This is a genomic window from Amycolatopsis albispora (assembly GCF_003312875.1).
Classification (GTDB): Bacteria; Actinomycetota; Actinomycetes; order Mycobacteriales; family Pseudonocardiaceae; genus Amycolatopsis; species Amycolatopsis albispora.
In genome coordinates this window covers 7,387,666-7,403,337 of the sequence record NZ_CP015163.1, presented here as the reverse complement: position 1 = coordinate 7,403,337, position 15,672 = coordinate 7,387,666, and the positions used below count along the sequence as shown (strand labels likewise).

Genomic DNA, 15,672 nt, shown 5'->3' with positions numbered 1-15,672 from the left:
ACTGATCGGGAGCCTGGCGTTACGATTCATGGCCGGGTGATCCACGTCAGCGAGGGGGCGGGTGGAAATGGGCGCGAACGCCGAAATCCGCAAGATCGTCGCCCGCCGGCTGACCCCGGTGCTCGGGGACCTGGAACTGGTGGTCCACCGGTTCGGTTATCTCCGCACGCTGTCCGGCGCGATCACCGTGCTCACCGTCAGCGGGGTGCTGGGCCAGGTGCTCGGCGTCACCTGGCTGCGCGTCTTCTTCGCCACCGCGGCGGCGGTCCTGTTCGTGCTGGCGGGCCTGATCTCCTTTGCCGGCACCGAGAAGCTCCGCAGCCGTAAAGCGATCGCCGAAGGGCTGCTGCACAAGTACGCCGACGCGCTGCGCAACGACTCACCGCTGGCCATCCGGGCGTGGCATCAGGAAGTGGTCATCGAAACGAACGGCGACGCGCACGTCACCCGGAAACTCGTGCTCGAATCCGCCCCCGACGAGTTGCCGCGTTACATCTCCGTCAACATGGTCTACTACGGCAACGACGAACTGACCGAGCGGCGCCGGCGGCAGGTCGTCTGCACGGCGCTCCACGCCGGGCCGGAGGACACCAGCACCGGGACCCGCGCGACGGCCACCTCGGCATGGGGCCTGTCGTCGAACGGCAAGCCGAAGCTCGAGGTCTACGTGCACCTCGGTGATGTGGTGGAGGCCGGTGACCTGATCACCGTCGGCTGGCAGTGGCCGAAGTTCTCCGCCGACCTGATGAACGGCCACGCACCGGAAAGTTTCGACGTGCTGTTCACCAAGAAGGTCGGGCGGTTCGAGCACCGGGTGGTGTTCCGCGACGCGGGCCGCGGCCAGCGGATGAAGATCGTCAACCGTGGCGCGTCCAATTTGGACAAGCAGCGGGTCGGGCACGACCTGGTGGTGACCTTCTCCGCGGTCGACCCCGAACTCGGCAAGCGGTTCGGCTTCGTGGCGGACTATTCCGCCGAGTGAGCGGACCGCCGGTGGGCGGATGACCCGTGATCGGCACGGGCCATCCCCGCCGGAGCGGTCAGTTGCCGCCCGTTTCGGAGCCACCACCCATGACAGTTGCCTTTCGTTCTCTGAGATCAGTTCGGATTCCGCGCCCGGAGCGCAGGCCGCCACCCTACTCCCGGAACCGGCGGCGCGCCCGCGCTCCGCGGGTCAATTGTGGAAAATCCTCCTCGAGTGGGAGTCGTCCCCTGGTCAGGGGGACACCCCCGGACACGAATGTGGCTTTCGGGGCGAAAAACGCTCCGAAAGCCACATTCGTGTTCGCTCAGCCGGTGATTACTTCACCGCGCGCAGCGCGTTCACCAGGCCCCGCCCGTAGAAGGAGTTGTGGTGGTCCGGGCCGACGCATTCGGCGGCGCCGCCGCACGAGACCGGGTCGGCCTTCGCCTGGAGCAGGAACGACAGCGCCTGCGGCGGCACGTGCCGGTACTTGCTCGCCAGCAGCGCGGCCACACCCGCCGCGTGCGGCGAAGCCATCGACGTCCCGCACTTGTACCCGTACTGGCCGTTGAACACCGTGGACAGCGGGCAAGCCGCGCCCTCGCCCGCCGGCGGCAGCTGCGCCCGGTCACCACCCGGCGCGGTCACCTCGATCTGCCCGGCACCGTAGTTGCTGTACGACGCCTTCGTGCCCTGGTAACCCACCGACGACACGGTCACCACGCCGTCCATGCCCTTCGGCAGGATCTCGCAGCTCGGGTCCACCGGGTGCGGGCGGTTCGGGTCGGTGGTCTGGGCCTTCGGGTCGAACCCGCTGTTGCCCGCCGCCGAGATGTTCAGCACGCCCTTCTTCTGCGAGTACGCCACGGCCCGCTTGACCGCCTCGAACGCGGCGGCGTCACCCGGCTGCTTCGGGCAGTAGAACATGCCTGGATCGACGTAGTAGCTGTTGTTCGTCACCTCGAAGCCCTGCTTCGCGGCCCACATGAACCCGCACACCGCGGCCTCCGGATAGATCAGGCCGTCCTCGTTGACCACCTTCACCGAGGCGATCTTCACGCCCGGCGCCACCCCGGCGAAGCCACGCGCGGTGTCCTGGCCCGCGATGGTGCCCGCCACGTGCAGGCCGTGGTCGGAGCTGGTGGTCACCCAGCTGGCCGGGTCCGCGTCCGGCGCACCGGAGTTGCAGCCCCGCGAGGCCTTCGCGTCCACCGCGTGCTTGAGCCCGGGGTGCTCCGGCTCGACCCCGGAGTCGAGCACGCCGACGGTCACCGACCCGCTGCCCGGGTTGATCTTGTTCGCCTCGGGCGCCTTGATCGCGCGCATGTCCCACTGCTGCGCGGTCAGGTCACCTTCGGCGGCCACGCTGACCGTCTCCTCGTTCTCCCGCTCCGACCGGGCCTCGGCCCGCAGCTCGGCGGCCGCGGTGGCCGGCGGCTCGGCGACCTCGCGGCCACCCGAATAGGCGCGGAAGGCGCCGATCTTCTCCTGGAAGTCGGCATTGCGGGAAGTGGCGACCGCCACCCCGATTTCGGAGTAGTAAGCGACTTTCGAACCGCATTTCGCGGCCAGTTCCTTGTCCACCTGCCACGCGGAAGTGTGCGGCTGGTAAATCACCACATAGGTGTACTCCGCACTCGTCGTGTCACACTGCGGAGCGGCTTGCGCGGCGGGCTGCGCCAGCGCGGGCGCGCCGGTGCTGGCCAGCGTCAGCGCCGCGGCGGCGGGCAGCAGCCATCGTCGGACCCGGGACATCCACACCTCCAGGAAACGGCCTGGGATTCAGGCACACCCGCAAGATGAAACACGTCCGGTCAGGCGGGAGCAATCATTCTTTGGTCTGGTTCCGCGCGCGCCACCCGCGCCAGCCGATCACGCCGATGATCGTGCCGAGCACGAACGACACCACGGTGAGCACCGCGTGCACCACGAAGTAGGCCGTCGGCGAGCCGTCCGGCGCCCACGCCCGGTCGCTCTCCCACAGGTTCCGCGCGAAGCTCACCCAGATGATCCACGACCACACGCCGAAGGCGAGCAGGAACAGCGAGGTCCGTCCCGACATCCTCATAACGGCGGAGGGTAGTTCATCGCTCACCGCGGGCGCGGCTAGCCTGCTGGGGTGCGCAGCCCACGCGATCTCCTCCTTGTCATGGTGTCCGCGATCCTCGCCGCGACCACCGTGCTCGCACCGGCGGCCGGTGCGCAGGTCACCCCGAGAGCACCGGAAAAGCAGAGCTGCACCGGGGACCGGGCGGTGCCGCCACCGCCGGTGGACACCTCCGAGGTGCCCAAGCCGGGCCAGAAGGCACCCGAGCCGCTGCCGGTGCCCGCTACTCCGGTCGGTGGGGACCGGATGGGTGAATGCGGGCTGGTCCTCCCGCGCGGCGCGGCCGATCCGCCCGCGGTGATCAACTCGGCGTCGTGGGTGATCCAGGACCTCGACACCGGCGCGATCCTGGCCGCGAAGGACCCGCACGCACGGCAGCGGCCCGCGTCGCTGATCAAGGTGCTGCTGGCGCTGGTGGCGGTCAACGAGCTGGACGCGAACCGCGTGGTCACCGCGTCCGCCGAGGACGCCAGCCAGGAGTGCACCTGCGTCGGGCTGGTCGCCGGTGGCCAGTACACCGTCGAGCAGCTGCTGCAGGGCCTGCTGATGCACTCGGGCAACGACGCCGCGCACGCGCTGGCGACCACGCTCGGCGGGGTGCCCGCCGCGCTGGAGAAGATGAACTCGGCGGCGCAGCGGATCGGCGCGATGGACACCCGCGCCGCCACTCCGTCCGGTTTGGACGGTCCGGGCATGTCCAGCTCGGCCTACGACATGAGCCTGATCTTCCACTACGCGATGAAGCAGCCGACCTTCGCGAAGACGGTCGGCACCAAGCAGGTGCAGTTCCCCGGCTGGGGCGACAAGCCGAGCTTCCCGCTGTACAACGACAACAAGCTGCTCACCATCTACGAGGGCTTCCTCGGCGGCAAGACCGGCTTCACCGACGACGCGCGGCACACCTATCTCGGCGCGGCGCAGCGGCAGGGCAAGCGGCTGGCGGTGGTGACCCTGCGTGGCGAGCAGAAGCCGATGCGGGTCTCCGACCAGGCAGGCAAGCTGCTCGACTACGGCTTCGAGCTGGCCGCGGCAAAACCGCAGCCGGTCGGCCAGATCACCTATCGCGAGGGCGGCCTGCAGCCGGGCGGGGCGGCGCAGGCCGGGCCCGACCTCGGCGAGGACCCGGCGAAGTCGGCGGCCGCGATGAGCCAGGAGGACCCGTTCGGCACCACCGGGTGGATCATCACGCTGGTGGTGGCACTGCTCATCATCGCCGGGTTCATCGTCGGCCACCGGCGGAAACGAGCCGCCCTCCTGGCCGAGCAGACCGACGTCCTGCCCCGGATCCGCTGAGCCTTCTGCCAAACGTCACGAATGTGGCTTTCGAGACATCCAGCGTCTCGAAAGCCACATTCGTGACATCGGGCAGGCTCAGTCAGGTGTCCTTGCAGCAGTCTTCGCGGGCGGCGTCCTGGGCCTTGTGCTCGTCCGCCCGCGGCTTCGGCAGGGTCTCCGGCGCGACGAGCCAGAACAGCACCGACAGCCCGGCCACCCCGCCGGTGATGGCGAACGCGGCCCCGTACGACCACTGCTCGGCGATCACCGCGGCCACCAGCGGGCCGGTGACCGCGCCGATGTCGGCCGCCATCTGGAAGCCCGCCAGCACCCCGCCGCCGCGCGCCTTGACGCCGAGCACGTCCGCGACGGCCGCGCTGTGCGCCGGGTTGACCGTGCCCGCGCCGACCCCGGCCAGCAGCGACGCCCCCAGGAACAGCCACACGTTGTCGGTCAGCCCGAGCGTGCCGCTGCCCACCGCCAGCATGACCAGCCCGGCCAGCGCCATCGGCTTGCGCCCGCGGGTGTCGGCGAACCGCCCGGAGATCATCATCACCAGCACGTTCCCGGCGGCGAACACCGCCAGCGCGAACCCGGTGAACTCCTCCCCGCGCGCCAGCACGGCCACGATGAACAGCGGGATCAGCGAGCCGCGCACCCCGAAGACCACCCAGCCGTTGGCGAAGTTGGACATCAGCGAGGCGCGGTAGGCCGGGTGCTTCAGCGCCTGCGTGAACTTCATCGGCGGCGTGGCGTCGTCGGACTCGGCGCGCCCGGCCAGCGCGGACCGCCGCAGGTTCAGCCAGACCAGCACCACCACGAGCACCAGCGCGAGCCCGTAGAACAGGAACGGAGCCCGCAGCGACACCGCCACCAGGCCGCTACCCACCACCGGCCCGGCGATGCTGCCGAGCAGGAAGCTGGTGCCCCACAGCCCGGACACCCGCCCGCGCAGCTCGGGCGGGGAGATCCGGATCAGCAGCCCGATCGCGGACACGGTGAACATGGTGGAGCCGACCCCGCTCAGCGAGCGGAACAGCAGCAGGTGCCAGTACTCGGTGGCGGCCGCGCAGGCGAGCGTGAACACCGCCACGATCAGCAGGCCCCACAGGTACACCGGCCGTTCCCCGAACCGGGTGACCAGCCTGCCGCTGGCCGGGGCGAACACCAGGCGCATCGCGGCGAACGCGCTGACCACCACCGAGGCGGCGGTCACCCCGACGTCGAAGCTGGTGGCGTAGCTGGGCAGGGCGGGCGCGATCAGGCCGTAGCCGATGGCGATCAGGAAGCTGGCGCCCACCAGCACCCAGATCTCTCGTGGATAGCGGAGCTTGGCGGGGGTCTCCCGCGCGGTCAGTTCGGTGTCGGTCACGCTCACCCCATCGTGTGGAAATCTCACCGAGCATAAGCGCCGCGATGGGGTGTGTTTCTTCCGCTGGCTACGGACGCGGGCGCCGCCGCCTGCTCAGCAGGCCGAACAGGGCACCGACGCCGAACGCGCCGGCCACCACCTTGCCGCCGGGGCCGCGCCGCACGTCCATCCGCGGCCGGATGATCACCGGCGCCGGCGGCTCGACCACCTTGCGCTCGTTCTCCTTCGCGGTGGCCGTCCACGCGGTGACGAAGAGCAGGAAGCGCGAGACCAGGTTGGCGAAGAACAGCAGGCCCAGGATCGGGCCGAACAACACGGTGCTCGGCGAGGTGGAGACAAAGCCGAGGTAGACCGTGGTGACCTGCTTGAGCACCTCGAACCCGACGGCCGCGATGATCGCGCCCTTGACCGCGCTGCGGGCGCTGACCCGCTCACGCGGCAACCGGGCGATGACCCACAGGAACACCAGCACGTTCGCGGCGAGCGAGAGCACGATGGTGGCCAGCCGGAGCAGGAACACCGCCCACGCCTGGTCCTGCAGCCCGACCAGTTCGAGCAGCAGCCTGCCCACGCCGCTGCCCGCGGCGGTCAGGCCGAACGACACCACCAGCGCCAGCCCCAGCCCGACCAGCGAGACCAGGTCGCGCAGCAGGGTCGGCAGCATCGGCAGCTGCTTCTTCTCCTGCCCCCACTGCGCGGTCAGCGCGTCACGCAGGTTGGTCATCCAGCCGACGCCGGAGTACAGCGCCAGCACCAGGCCGAAGATCCCGGTACCGGCGCCGGCCTGCAGCGCGGTCTCGACGATGGTGGACAGGAAGTTGCCGAGGCCCTCCGGCGCGGACTCGGTGATGCCCTTCTTGAGCTGGTCGAGCGCGGCCTGGTCGCCCTGGAGCACCATGCCCGCGATGGAGAAACCCACCATCAGCAGCGGGAACAGCGACAGCACGCTGAAGTAGGTGATCGCCGCGGCGTAGTGGTTGCCGTACCGCTCGGTGAACGCCTCGTTCGCTCTGACCAGGTGGTCCAGCCAGGCGTGCTGGCGGCGCAAGCGCGGCAGCAGTTTGTCTTCTTCGGACTTTTCCCCAGCTTCTCGCTTCGCCACGGGCAAACGCTAGCCAGCCCGCTGGGGGCTCGCAACGCGAGGACTCACCCAGGCGACGTGCCCGTCCGGCCGCACGCCGACCGCCTCCAGCTCCCCGTCCTCGAACTTGACCTCGATCGGTTTTGCTTGGTGCAGCAGGGAAAACACTCGCGTGTCACCGAGGTCGAAGTCGGGCACCCGGCGACCGGCCAGCGGGTGCGGGTCGTCGGTCGGGTACCGGATGTCCAGGCCGCTGATCATGCCCGCGAGCGCCTGGTTGACCGGCTCGAGGTCGATCAGCCCGGCGAACTCGGCCCGCAGCGCGTCGGTGTGCGGACCGGGGCGGCTGAGCGCGGTCTGCGCCATGGTGTTGCGCAGGACCCGTGCCGCGACGGGATACCGCTCGGTCTGGTAAGTGTCCAAAAGGGACTCCGGCGCCCGGCCGGCGAGCACCGCGCCGAGCTTCCAGCCGAGGTTGACCGCGTCCTGCACACCGGTGTTGAGGCCCTGGCCACCGGCCGGGAAGTGGATGTGCGCGGCGTCGCCGGCGAGCAGGACGCGGCCGTCGCGGTAGCGCTCGGCCTGGCGGGCGGTGTCGTTGAACCGCGAAACCCAGCGCGGATCCCGCATGCCGTAGTCGGTGCCCGCGACCCGGAGCATGGCCGCGCGCACCTCATCAAAGCTGGTCGGCGCGGTCCGGTCGGCGACGAAGTCGTACTGGTTGACCACCAGCCGATACCAGTCCGGGCCGAAACCGATCACCGCGAAGTCGCCGTGCTCGCGGCGCTCGCCGAAGACCCACTCGGCGGGCGGGTCGTCCAGTTCGACGTCGGCGAGCAGGGCGGTCATCGTCGCGTCGGTGCCGGGGAAGCCGATGCCCGCGAGCTTGCGGACCGCGCTGCGGCCACCGTCGCAGCCGACCAGGTACTGGGCACGAATGGTCGCGTCACCGGTTTCGACGTCGATGCCGTCGGCGTGCTGGCGGAACCCGGTAACCGGTGTCGACCACCGGACCTGGACGCCCAGTTCGGCCACCCACTGCTCCAGCAGCCGTTCGACGTCGGCCTGCATCAGCAGCAGCGTGTAACCGAAGCGGGTGTCCAGCTTGCTGAAGTCGAGCCGCAGCGCGGAGAAGTGCCCGGCCTGCACCGGGCGCCCCTCGGCCAGGAACCGCTCGACCACCCCGCGCTGGTCGAGCACCTCCAGCGTGCGCGGGTGCAGCCCGCCCGCCCTGGACTCGCCGCTGCGCGCGGCCAGCCGGTCGACCAGGGTCACCTCGGCCCCGGCCAGCCGCAGTTCCGCGGCCAGCATCAGCCCGGTCGGCCCGGCGCCGGCGATCACCACGTCGGTCATGCACACTCCTTAACATCGTTAAATCTAACAGTGTTAAGTATGCACTTAACGATGTTAGGGTGTCAACCATGAAGCTCAACGCCGAGGTGATCGCCCGCGCTTCGCTGGAGTTGCTCAACGAGAACGGCCTCGACGGGCTGACCATGCGCGCGGTGGCGAAGGAGCTGGGCGTGCAGGCCGCAGCGCTCTACTGGCACGTGAAGAACAAGCAGGAACTGCTGGACGAGATGGCCAAGATCGTGCTGGCCGAATCGACGACCGGACTCGAAGGCCCGCGCTCGGGCGAAGCGTGGACCGACTGGCTCGCCGGGGTCGCGCGGGGGCTGCGCGCGGCCATGCTCGGGTACCGCGACGGCGCGCGCGTGGTGGCCGGCACCAACGTCTCCCACCCGGCGGTGTTCCGGATCACCGAGCTGACCCTGCGCACGTTGCAGGACGCCGGGCTGCCGCTCGAGGAGGCCGCGCGCGGTTTCCCGGTGCTGCTGCACTTCACGATCGGCTTCACCATCGAGGAGCAGGCGCGCCAAGGGCTGGACTACGACGAGAACCCCTACCGGCCGGACCGGCTGGACACGCTCGTCGACGCCACGCGGTACCCGCTGACCGCCGGGGCGATCGGGCTGATGTTCGACGCGGACACCGAGACCGGGTTCGAGCACGGCCTCGGCCTCATCCTGGCCGGGCTTGTCGCGCGTGTTGACGCGAAACCGGATGCGGTGCTGTGATGCCAGTGCGAAAGCGTTTTCTCCCGTCACCGCCGCCACGGAACGAGAGGGATCGGCCATGGTTTCCGGCGGTTTCGGCAGGCGCACGCTGCTCACCAGCGCACTGGCGCTCCCCATGCTGAGCGCGGTCCCGGCGCACGCGGCGAGCTGGCGGCTGCGCTGGAACCCCAGCCCCGGCAGCACCGGACTGGACGCCTTCGAGGGCATCGAAGACGACCGCGCCGGCTCGCACCCCGGCGTCACGCACATCTACCCGCAGGGCGACGCCTACCGCTTCGACATGCACACCCGGGACCGCGACACCGCGACCGACCGGCAGCGCCAGGAAGTCCGCGGCATGCGGCAGAACGGGACCGTGCTGAACTGGCGGAACGGGGAGACCTGGAAGGTCACCTACCAGATGTTCATCCCCAGCAGCCTCCAGGCGACCACCAGCTTCACGCACGTCTTCCAGACCAAGATGCCCGGCAAGGGCACCAGCCCGCTGACGGTGATGTCGCTGCGGCACACCGGCGGCAAGCCGACCATCGAGTTCAAGATCTTCGAGCCGGAGGTGCTCGTCGGCCGGGTCGACCTGCCGCCGCTGCAGCACAAGTGGATCGACGTGGAGATCGAGCAGCGGGTCGGCAACTCCGGCCGGGTGCGGTGGATCCTGCGCGACGGCGGCACCACGGTGATCGACGCCGCCAAGACCGGGGACACCTTTCTCGACGACGTCATCCGCCCGAAGTGGGGCATCTACCGCTCGCTCAGCGACACCGCACACCTGCGCGACTGCCACCTGCTGCTGCGGAACCTCAAGGGCTACCAGTACGCGTGATCACTCGGGTTTCACGCCGAGCCCGCCGACCACGGCCGTGGTCACCGAGGTGTAGCTGGACACCTCGTCGTCCTTGCGCTGGCGTTCGCCGACGAACTGGCCGGTGCCGGGGTCGACGATGATCCCGTAGGCGATCGCAGCGGCCCAGCGGCGTCGCCGTCGACCGGCTCCGGGGCCCGGTGGGCACCTCGTCGCGCAGGTGGCGGCGCAGCAGGTTGGTGGCGATCCCGTACAACCAGGACCGCGCGGCGGCTCGGACCGGGCCCGGACAGCTCGGGCCGATCGAGGGGCACCGGGGTTCGGCGGGCTCGTCGGTCGTCACACTCACACCGACAGTTGCCCGCGGGCGGCCGCGGCGTTCACGCGCGGCGGCCGGTGACGGTGGCTAGCGGAGGAAGCCGATCCGCTCGTAGACGTTGGCGAGGGTGACCGAGGCGACCTCGCGGGCCCGCTCGGCGCCCTTGGCCAGCACCTTGTCCAGCTCGGCTTGATCGTCCAAATAGGACTGGACCCGCGCCTGCACCGGGGTGACGAACTCGACCAGGACCTCGGCGAGGTCCTTCTTCAAGTCGCCGTAGCCCTTGCCCTCGTAAGCCGTCTCCAGCTCGCTGATCGCGCGCCCGGTGAGCGCCGAGTAGATGCTCAGCAGGTTGGCCACCCCGGCCTTGTTCTCCGGGTCGTAGACCACCTCGCGGCCGGTGTCGGTGACCGCGGACCGGATCTTCTTCGCCGAGCGCTTCGGATCCTCGAGCAGCTCGATCAGCCCGTTCGCGGCCGAGGCCGACTTGCTCATCTTCGCCGTCGGGTCCTGCAGGTCGTAGATCTTCGCGGTGTCCTTCGGGATGTGCGCCTCCGGCACCACGAAGGTCTTGCCGAACCGGTTGTTGAACCGCTGCGCCAGGTTCCGCGACAGCTCCAGGTGCTGGCGCTGGTCCTCGCCGACCGGCACCTGGTGCGCCTGGTAGAGCAGGATGTCCGCGGCCTGCAGCACCGGGTAGGTGAACAGCCCGACGCTGGCGCGGTCGGTGCCCTGCTTCTGCGCCTTGTCCTTGAACTGGGTCATCCGGCTCGCCTCGCCGAAACCCGTCTGGCACTCCAGCACCCAGCTCAGCTGCGCGTGCTCGGGCACCTGGCTCTGCACGAACAACGTGCTGCGGTCGGGGTCGACGCCGAGCGCGAGCAGCTGCGCGGCCGACACCCTGGTCCGCTGCCGCAGCACCTCCGGGTCCTGCTCGACGGTGATCGCGTGCAGGTCGACCACGCAGTAGAAGGTCTCGTGGGTGTCCTGCAGGCGCACCCACTGCCGCAGCGCGCCCAGGTAGTTGCCCAGGTGGAACGAGTCGGCCGTGGGCTGGATCCCGGACAGCACGCGAAGACGGGTGTTCTGTTCCTGCTCTGTCGACACGCCGCGATTCTGTCATCCCGGCGGGGACTCCGGTTACGCGGATGGCCCACGACCAAAGTCTTAAACGGTTAAACAGCACCTACTTCCGGCGGTCGCCGTGACCACGCCGTGATTCCTAGCGTTTGACCTACCTCCGGTTCCCCTTCCGGACACGGCGAAGGAGAAACTCCATGAAGTTACGGTCCCTGCTGGCCGGCGTGTTTGTCGCCGGTGTCACCGCGCTCGGCGGGCTCGCCGCTCCCATGGCGTCCGCCGACACCGCCGCCGAACCGGCGGGCGGCGTCACCCCGTTCATCGTCGGCGGCGGCAACGCCACGCAGGTCTACTCGTTCATGGCGTCGCTGCAGAGCTCCAGCGGGGGCCACTCCTGCGGCGGTTCGCTGATCAGCTCGACCTGGGTGGTCACTGCGAAGCACTGCGGCACGCCGTACCAGGTGCGCGTGGGCACCACCAACCGCACCAGCGGCGGCTCGGTGGCCCGCGTCGCGCAGCGCATCGCGCACCCGAGCGCCGACCTGGCCCTGCTGCGCCTGCAGACCGCGGTGCCGCAGGCGCCGATCACCATCGCCTCAACCTCGGGCCCGGTGGGCACCGCGACCCGGATCATCGGCTGGGGCCAGACCTGCCCGCAGCCCGGCGGCTGCGGTGCGCCGATCACGCTGCAGGAGCTGAACACCTCCATCGTCTCCGACAGCGGGTGCTCCGGCATCAACGCGGCGAGCGAGATCTGCACCGGGAACCCCGGCGGCAACAAGGGCGCCTGCTACGGCGACTCCGGCGGGCCGGAGATCAAGCAGGTCAACGGCACCTGGCAGCTGATCGGCGCGACCAGCCGCTCCGGCGGTGGCTCGATCTGCGCGACCGCGCCGTCGATCTACGTCGACGTGCCGTACTTCCGCAACTGGATCCGCACCAACAGCGGGGTCTGAGGCACCGGCCCGGTCCGCGCCGCACCACCGTCCCCTCGGGCGGCGCGGGCCGAGCAGTCCACTCAACGCGCCTTCGGGCAACGAGAAAACCGCTTCCAGGATCGCCACCGCCCGGAGTGACTCAGGTCGCTCCGGGCGGCTTCGTCCGCTGCGCCAGTAGCTCAACGTGGTGAGGCTGACCCGCACGCCGTGGCGGGCCAGCCGGTGCCGCACGCGGTCCAGGCTGAGCCCGCTCTCGGTGATCGCGCGGTCCAGTGCCGCCGGGAAGGCCTCGCTCTGCGCCGTTCGCATGCCAGCGAGACTGACTCCGTGGCTGGCAACAAACAATCCGGAGCGGGTACCTAGAAATTACCCAACGGCCAGCAAGCGGCGCCCGTACGTGGTGGTCCGCTGCTTCGCCGGGCGACCGGCGAGCGCGGCCAGGTGCTCCAGCTCCGCCTTGGTCCGCGACGAGCCGTGCTCGGACCCGGCCATGCGCGAGATGGTCTCCTCCATCAGCGTGCCGCCGATGTCGTTCGCGCCGCCCCGCAGCACCTGCGCGGTGCCCTCGTCGCCGAGCTTGACCCACGAGCACTGCACGTTGTCGATCCGGCCGTGCAGGGCGAGCCGCGCGAACGCGTGCACCGCGCGGTTGTCCCGCATGGTCGGGCCCGGCCGCGCCACGCCCGCCAGGTAGATCGGCGCGTTGTGGTGCACGAACGGCAGGCCGACGAACTCGGTGAAACCGCCGGTGTCGTCGGCGATCCCGGCCAGCACCCGCAGGTGCCCGAGCCAGTGCCCCGGGTGGTCCACGTGGCCGTACATCATCGTGCTGGAGGACTGGATGCCGAGGCGGTGCGCGGTGCTCACCACGTCGACCCAGGTCTGCGCGGGCAGCTTGCCCTTGGTCAGCACCCAGCGGACGTCGTCGTCGAGGATTTCCGCGGCGGTGCCCGGGATCGAGCCGAGCCCGGCGTCACGCAGCTCGGTCAGCCACTCCTCGACGCTGACCCCGGCCTTCGACGCCGCCGAGACGATCTCCATCGGCGAGAAGGCGTGGACGTGCATCTCCGGCACGGCCGCCTTGATCGCGCGCACGATGTCGGCGTAGTAGGTCATCGGCAGCTTCGGATCGATGCCGCCCTGCATGCAGACCTCGGTGGCGCCGGCGTTCCAGGCCTCCACCGCGCGGGCGGCCACCTCGTCCACCGACAGCCGGAACGCGTCGGCGTCGCGCTCGCGCTGGGCGAAGGCGCAGAACCGGCAGCCGACGTAGCAGACGTTGGAGAAGTTGATGTTCCGGTTGACCACGTAGGTGATGTCGTCGCCGACCACGTCCGCGCGCAGGTCGTCGGCCAGCCGCGCCATCGTCTCCAGCGCCTCGCCGTCCGCGGTGAGCAGCGCCATCGCGGCGTCGGTGTGCCGTGGTTCGAGCAGCGCGCCCGGGTAGTCCGCGGCCAGCCGCAGGCCCTCGCGGACGTCCGTGCTCAGCCGTTCGGGCGCGGTGGGCACCTGGGTTTTGAGGATGTCCCAGTCGCCGTAGACGCTGTCGAAGTCACCGCGGCGGTCGCTGGTGCGGCCCTCGGTGTCGATCGATTCGTTGAGGTCGGCGCGGCCGATGGTCTCCAGGCCGCCGTCCGGCTCCTGCCAGGTGTGGCCGACGACCTCGGCGTCCGGGTTCGCCATGCCGTCGGGCAGCGCGAGCGCGCTGACGTGCGGGTGCACCCGGACGTCGAGCCACTTCTCCGCTTCCCACACGTATTTGGGGTAGACGGCGAGGCGTTCCTTCAGCTCGAACCCGGCTTCGCGGGTGGCGTCGGCGAGCACGTCGATCCGCGGCCACGGGCGCTCGGGATTGACGTGGTCGGGGGTGACCGGCGAGACGCCGCCCCAGTCGTCGATCCCGGCGCGCATGAGCAGGGCGAGTTCGTCGCCGACGAGGTTCGGCGGGGCCTGCACGCTCACGCCCGGCGGCATCAGCAGCCGCGCCACGGCCACCGTCGCGGCCAGCTCGGTCAGGTCCAGGTCGGGCGCGGACCGCATCGCGGTGTCCGGTTTGGCCCGGAAGTTCTGGACGATGATCTCCTGGATGTTGCGGTACTGCCGGGCACGCTGGCGGATCGCGTGCAGCGACTCGGCGCGCTCGGTTTTGGTCTCGCCGATGCCGACCAGGATGCCGGTGGTGAACGGCACGCCGCTGCGGCCGGCGTCGTCGAGCACCCGCAGGCGCACGGCGGGTTCCTTGTCGGGGCTGCCGTAGTGCGGGCCGCCCTTCTCCGACCACAGCCGCTCGGCGGTGGTCTCCAGCATCATGCCCATGCTGGCCGCGACCGGCTTGAGGCGCTGGAACTCCGCCCAGCTGAGCACGCCGGGGTTCAGGTGCGGCAGCAGGCCGGTCTCCTCCAGCACCGCGATCGCGCACGCCCGCACGTAGTCCAGCGTCGAGTCGTAGCCGCGTTCCTCGAGCCACTGCTTGGCCTGCGGCCAGCGGTCCTCGGGCCGGTCCCCGAGGGTGAACAGCGCTTCCTTGCACCCGGCGGCGGCGCCGGCGCGCGCGATCTCGAGCACCTCGTCGCGTTCGAGGTACATCGAGTGCAGCTTGCCCGGCACGGTGACGAAGGTGCAGTAGTGGCAGCGGTCGCGGCACAGCCGGGTCAGCGGGATGAACACGCTGCGGCTGTAGCTGATCACCCCGGGACGGCCGTGGTCGGTGAGATGGGCGTCACGCACCTTCGCCGCGGCGGCGAACAACTCCTCCAGCTGCTCGCCCCTGGCGTGGAGCAGCACACTCGCTTCGGTCACATCAAGGGCGACGCCGTCAGCGGCCCGGCGAAGCGCCCGGCTCAGTGCCGACGGACTCGGCTGCGGATCAGGCGGGGTGAGGAACACGCTCTGGGCCATGATCGCGAGCCTACGGCCGGGTCCGCGTGGCCGGTAAGGGCTTCCGCTGTGAGAGAAGCCTCGGGCGACGGGGAATAAACCAGGCCGGTGCCCGGATGGGTGGACGAGCGCGGCCCGGCCGCCCGCAGCACGGGTCCGGGTCGCTGCGTTGCCTGGGCCGGTCGCCCGCGGCACGGGGCCGGGTCGCGGGCGGCCCCGCGGCACGAGGCCGGGTCGCGGCGTCGCCTGGGCCGGTCCGCCGTGGCGCCTGGGCTCGTAGCCGCGGCGCGCAGGCCGGTCGTCGCGCACCTGGACCTGGCTCCCCGCGGCACGCGGGCCGCGATCGTTCCGGCGTGCCCACCGGTCTTTCCGGCGCGAGCCCGAGGTCAGTGCGCGCGAGCCCGAGGTCAGTGCGGTGCGCGAGCCGGTCGTCGCAGCGAGTGGGCCTGGATCAGTGCGGTGTGCGGCTCGGGGCCAGTGCGGGCTCCTCGGCGGGTGCCACCGCGGGCTGCTCCGCGGCCTTGGCCTTCTTCCGCTGGCGGAGCACCCCGGCGGCCATGCCGAGCACCCCCAGCACCACGGCCACCAGGCCGACCGGGCCGAGCACACCGAAGGTCATCGCCTCCGGCTCCGGACGCGCGGCGGCGGCGTTCGCCGTGCCGAGCGTGCCGACAAGCAAGCCGGTCACCAGGGTGACCGCGACGGCGGCCAGACGCGTGACGGACCGCATCAGGCCTGGCAAAGAGTTGCGCACCGGAGTGCCTCCTGCGACGAATGCTCCC

At 70.5% G+C, this 15,672-nt stretch carries 13 protein-coding genes; 5 read left to right on the top strand and 8 right to left on the bottom strand.

Annotated elements, in window-relative coordinates; all coding sequences use genetic code 11:
* The first annotated feature begins 67 nt into the window (after positions 1-67).
* Entirely contained in the window at positions 68-982 is a 915-nt protein-coding gene (locus A4R43_RS35160; RefSeq protein ID WP_113696020.1) for a hypothetical protein, read from the top strand.
* Between the two features lie 318 nt (positions 983-1,300).
* Here A4R43_RS35160 and A4R43_RS35155 read toward each other — a convergent pair whose 3' ends face one another.
* Together A4R43_RS35155 and A4R43_RS35150 are read right to left on the bottom strand one after the other, a co-directional pair.
* On the bottom strand, positions 1,301-2,719 hold the full coding sequence (locus tag A4R43_RS35155; protein WP_113696019.1) for a S8 family peptidase: 1,419 nt from the start codon (positions 2,717-2,719) through the stop codon (positions 1,301-1,303).
* A 73-nt stretch (positions 2,720-2,792) separates the two neighbouring features.
* The gene (locus tag A4R43_RS35150) at positions 2,793-3,032 is read right to left on the bottom strand and encodes an SCO4848 family membrane protein (protein ID WP_113696018.1); all 240 of its coding nucleotides are present in this window, start codon (positions 3,030-3,032) and stop codon (positions 2,793-2,795) included.
* 81 nt (positions 3,033-3,113) lie between these two features.
* Here A4R43_RS35150 and A4R43_RS35145 point away from each other — a divergent pair, with 81 nt between their 5' ends.
* Positions 3,114-4,364, top strand: coding sequence for a D-alanyl-D-alanine carboxypeptidase family protein (locus tag A4R43_RS35145; protein ID WP_113696017.1), 1,251 nt, complete (start codon positions 3,114-3,116; stop codon positions 4,362-4,364).
* A gap of 82 nt (positions 4,365-4,446) precedes the next feature.
* Here the strand turns inward: A4R43_RS35145 and A4R43_RS35140 are convergent, their stop codons facing one another.
* The 3 genes from A4R43_RS35140 to A4R43_RS35130 all read right to left on the bottom strand — a co-directional run bounded on the left by A4R43_RS35140 (position 4,447) and on the right by A4R43_RS35130 (position 8,152).
* Positions 4,447-5,718: an MFS transporter gene (locus A4R43_RS35140; protein ID WP_236808472.1), complete on the bottom strand. Its 1,272-nt coding sequence runs from the start codon at positions 5,716-5,718 to the stop codon at positions 4,447-4,449.
* 67 nt (positions 5,719-5,785) lie between these two features.
* Positions 5,786-6,820 carry an inner membrane protein YhjD gene (gene yhjD / locus A4R43_RS35135; RefSeq protein ID WP_418190765.1) on the bottom strand — a complete coding sequence of 345 codons (1,035 nt, stop codon included), beginning with the start codon at positions 6,818-6,820 and terminating at the stop codon, positions 5,786-5,788.
* 9 nt (positions 6,821-6,829) lie between these two features.
* Entirely contained in the window at positions 6,830-8,152 is a 1,323-nt protein-coding gene (locus tag A4R43_RS35130) for an FAD-dependent monooxygenase (protein ID WP_113696015.1), read from the bottom strand.
* 68 nt (positions 8,153-8,220) lie between these two features.
* Here A4R43_RS35130 and A4R43_RS35125 point away from each other — a divergent pair, with 68 nt between their 5' ends.
* Together A4R43_RS35125 and A4R43_RS35120 are read left to right on the top strand one after the other, a co-directional pair.
* A complete protein-coding gene (locus tag A4R43_RS35125; RefSeq protein WP_113696014.1) occupies positions 8,221-8,877 on the top strand; it encodes a TetR/AcrR family transcriptional regulator C-terminal domain-containing protein in 657 nt (218 codons plus the stop codon).
* Positions 8,878-8,935: 58 nt separating this feature from the next.
* The gene (locus A4R43_RS35120) at positions 8,936-9,697 is read left to right on the top strand and encodes a Tat pathway signal sequence domain protein (protein WP_113696013.1); all 762 of its coding nucleotides are present in this window, start codon (positions 8,936-8,938) and stop codon (positions 9,695-9,697) included.
* A gap of 385 nt (positions 9,698-10,082) precedes the next feature.
* Here A4R43_RS35120 and trpS read toward each other — a convergent pair whose 3' ends face one another.
* A complete protein-coding gene (gene trpS, locus A4R43_RS35110; protein ID WP_113696012.1) occupies positions 10,083-11,102 on the bottom strand; it encodes a tryptophan--tRNA ligase in 1,020 nt (339 codons plus the stop codon).
* Positions 11,103-11,272: 170 nt separating this feature from the next.
* Here trpS and A4R43_RS35105 point away from each other — a divergent pair, with 170 nt between their 5' ends.
* Positions 11,273-12,031: a S1 family peptidase gene (locus A4R43_RS35105; RefSeq protein ID WP_113696011.1), complete on the top strand. Its 759-nt coding sequence runs from the start codon at positions 11,273-11,275 to the stop codon at positions 12,029-12,031.
* A 348-nt stretch (positions 12,032-12,379) separates the two neighbouring features.
* On the opposite strand, the gene A4R43_RS35095 is transcribed toward A4R43_RS35105, so the two are convergent.
* Positions 12,380-14,911, bottom strand: coding sequence for a bifunctional FO biosynthesis protein CofGH (locus tag A4R43_RS35095; protein WP_113696010.1), 2,532 nt, complete (start codon positions 14,909-14,911; stop codon positions 12,380-12,382).
* Between the two features lie 430 nt (positions 14,912-15,341).
* The gene (locus A4R43_RS35090) at positions 15,342-15,644 is read right to left on the bottom strand and encodes a hypothetical protein (protein WP_418190764.1); all 303 of its coding nucleotides are present in this window, start codon (positions 15,642-15,644) and stop codon (positions 15,342-15,344) included.
* Positions 15,645-15,672: the final 28 nt, after the last annotated feature.

What these genes read in the sequence shown, in the direction of transcription:
- A4R43_RS35160 (WP_113696020.1), top strand. Translation starts at nt 68, where the DNA reads ATGGGCGCGAACGCCGAAATCCGCAAGATCGTCGCCCGCCGGCTGACC.
- A4R43_RS35155 (WP_113696019.1), bottom strand. Translation starts at nt 2,719, where the DNA reads ATGTCCCGGGTCCGACGATGGCTGCTGCCCGCCGCCGCGGCGCTGACG.
- A4R43_RS35150 (WP_113696018.1), bottom strand. Translation starts at nt 3,032, where the DNA reads ATGAGGATGTCGGGACGGACCTCGCTGTTCCTGCTCGCCTTCGGCGTG.
- A4R43_RS35145 (WP_113696017.1), top strand. Translation starts at nt 3,114, where the DNA reads ATGGTGTCCGCGATCCTCGCCGCGACCACCGTGCTCGCACCGGCGGCC.
- A4R43_RS35130 (WP_113696015.1), bottom strand. Translation starts at nt 8,152, where the DNA reads ATGACCGACGTGGTGATCGCCGGCGCCGGGCCGACCGGGCTGATGCTG.
- A4R43_RS35125 (WP_113696014.1), top strand. Translation starts at nt 8,221, where the DNA reads ATGAAGCTCAACGCCGAGGTGATCGCCCGCGCTTCGCTGGAGTTGCTC.
- A4R43_RS35120 (WP_113696013.1), top strand. Translation starts at nt 8,936, where the DNA reads ATGGTTTCCGGCGGTTTCGGCAGGCGCACGCTGCTCACCAGCGCACTG.
- A4R43_RS35105 (WP_113696011.1), top strand. Translation starts at nt 11,273, where the DNA reads ATGAAGTTACGGTCCCTGCTGGCCGGCGTGTTTGTCGCCGGTGTCACC.
- A4R43_RS35095 (WP_113696010.1), bottom strand. Translation starts at nt 14,911, where the DNA reads ATGGCCCAGAGCGTGTTCCTCACCCCGCCTGATCCGCAGCCGAGTCCG.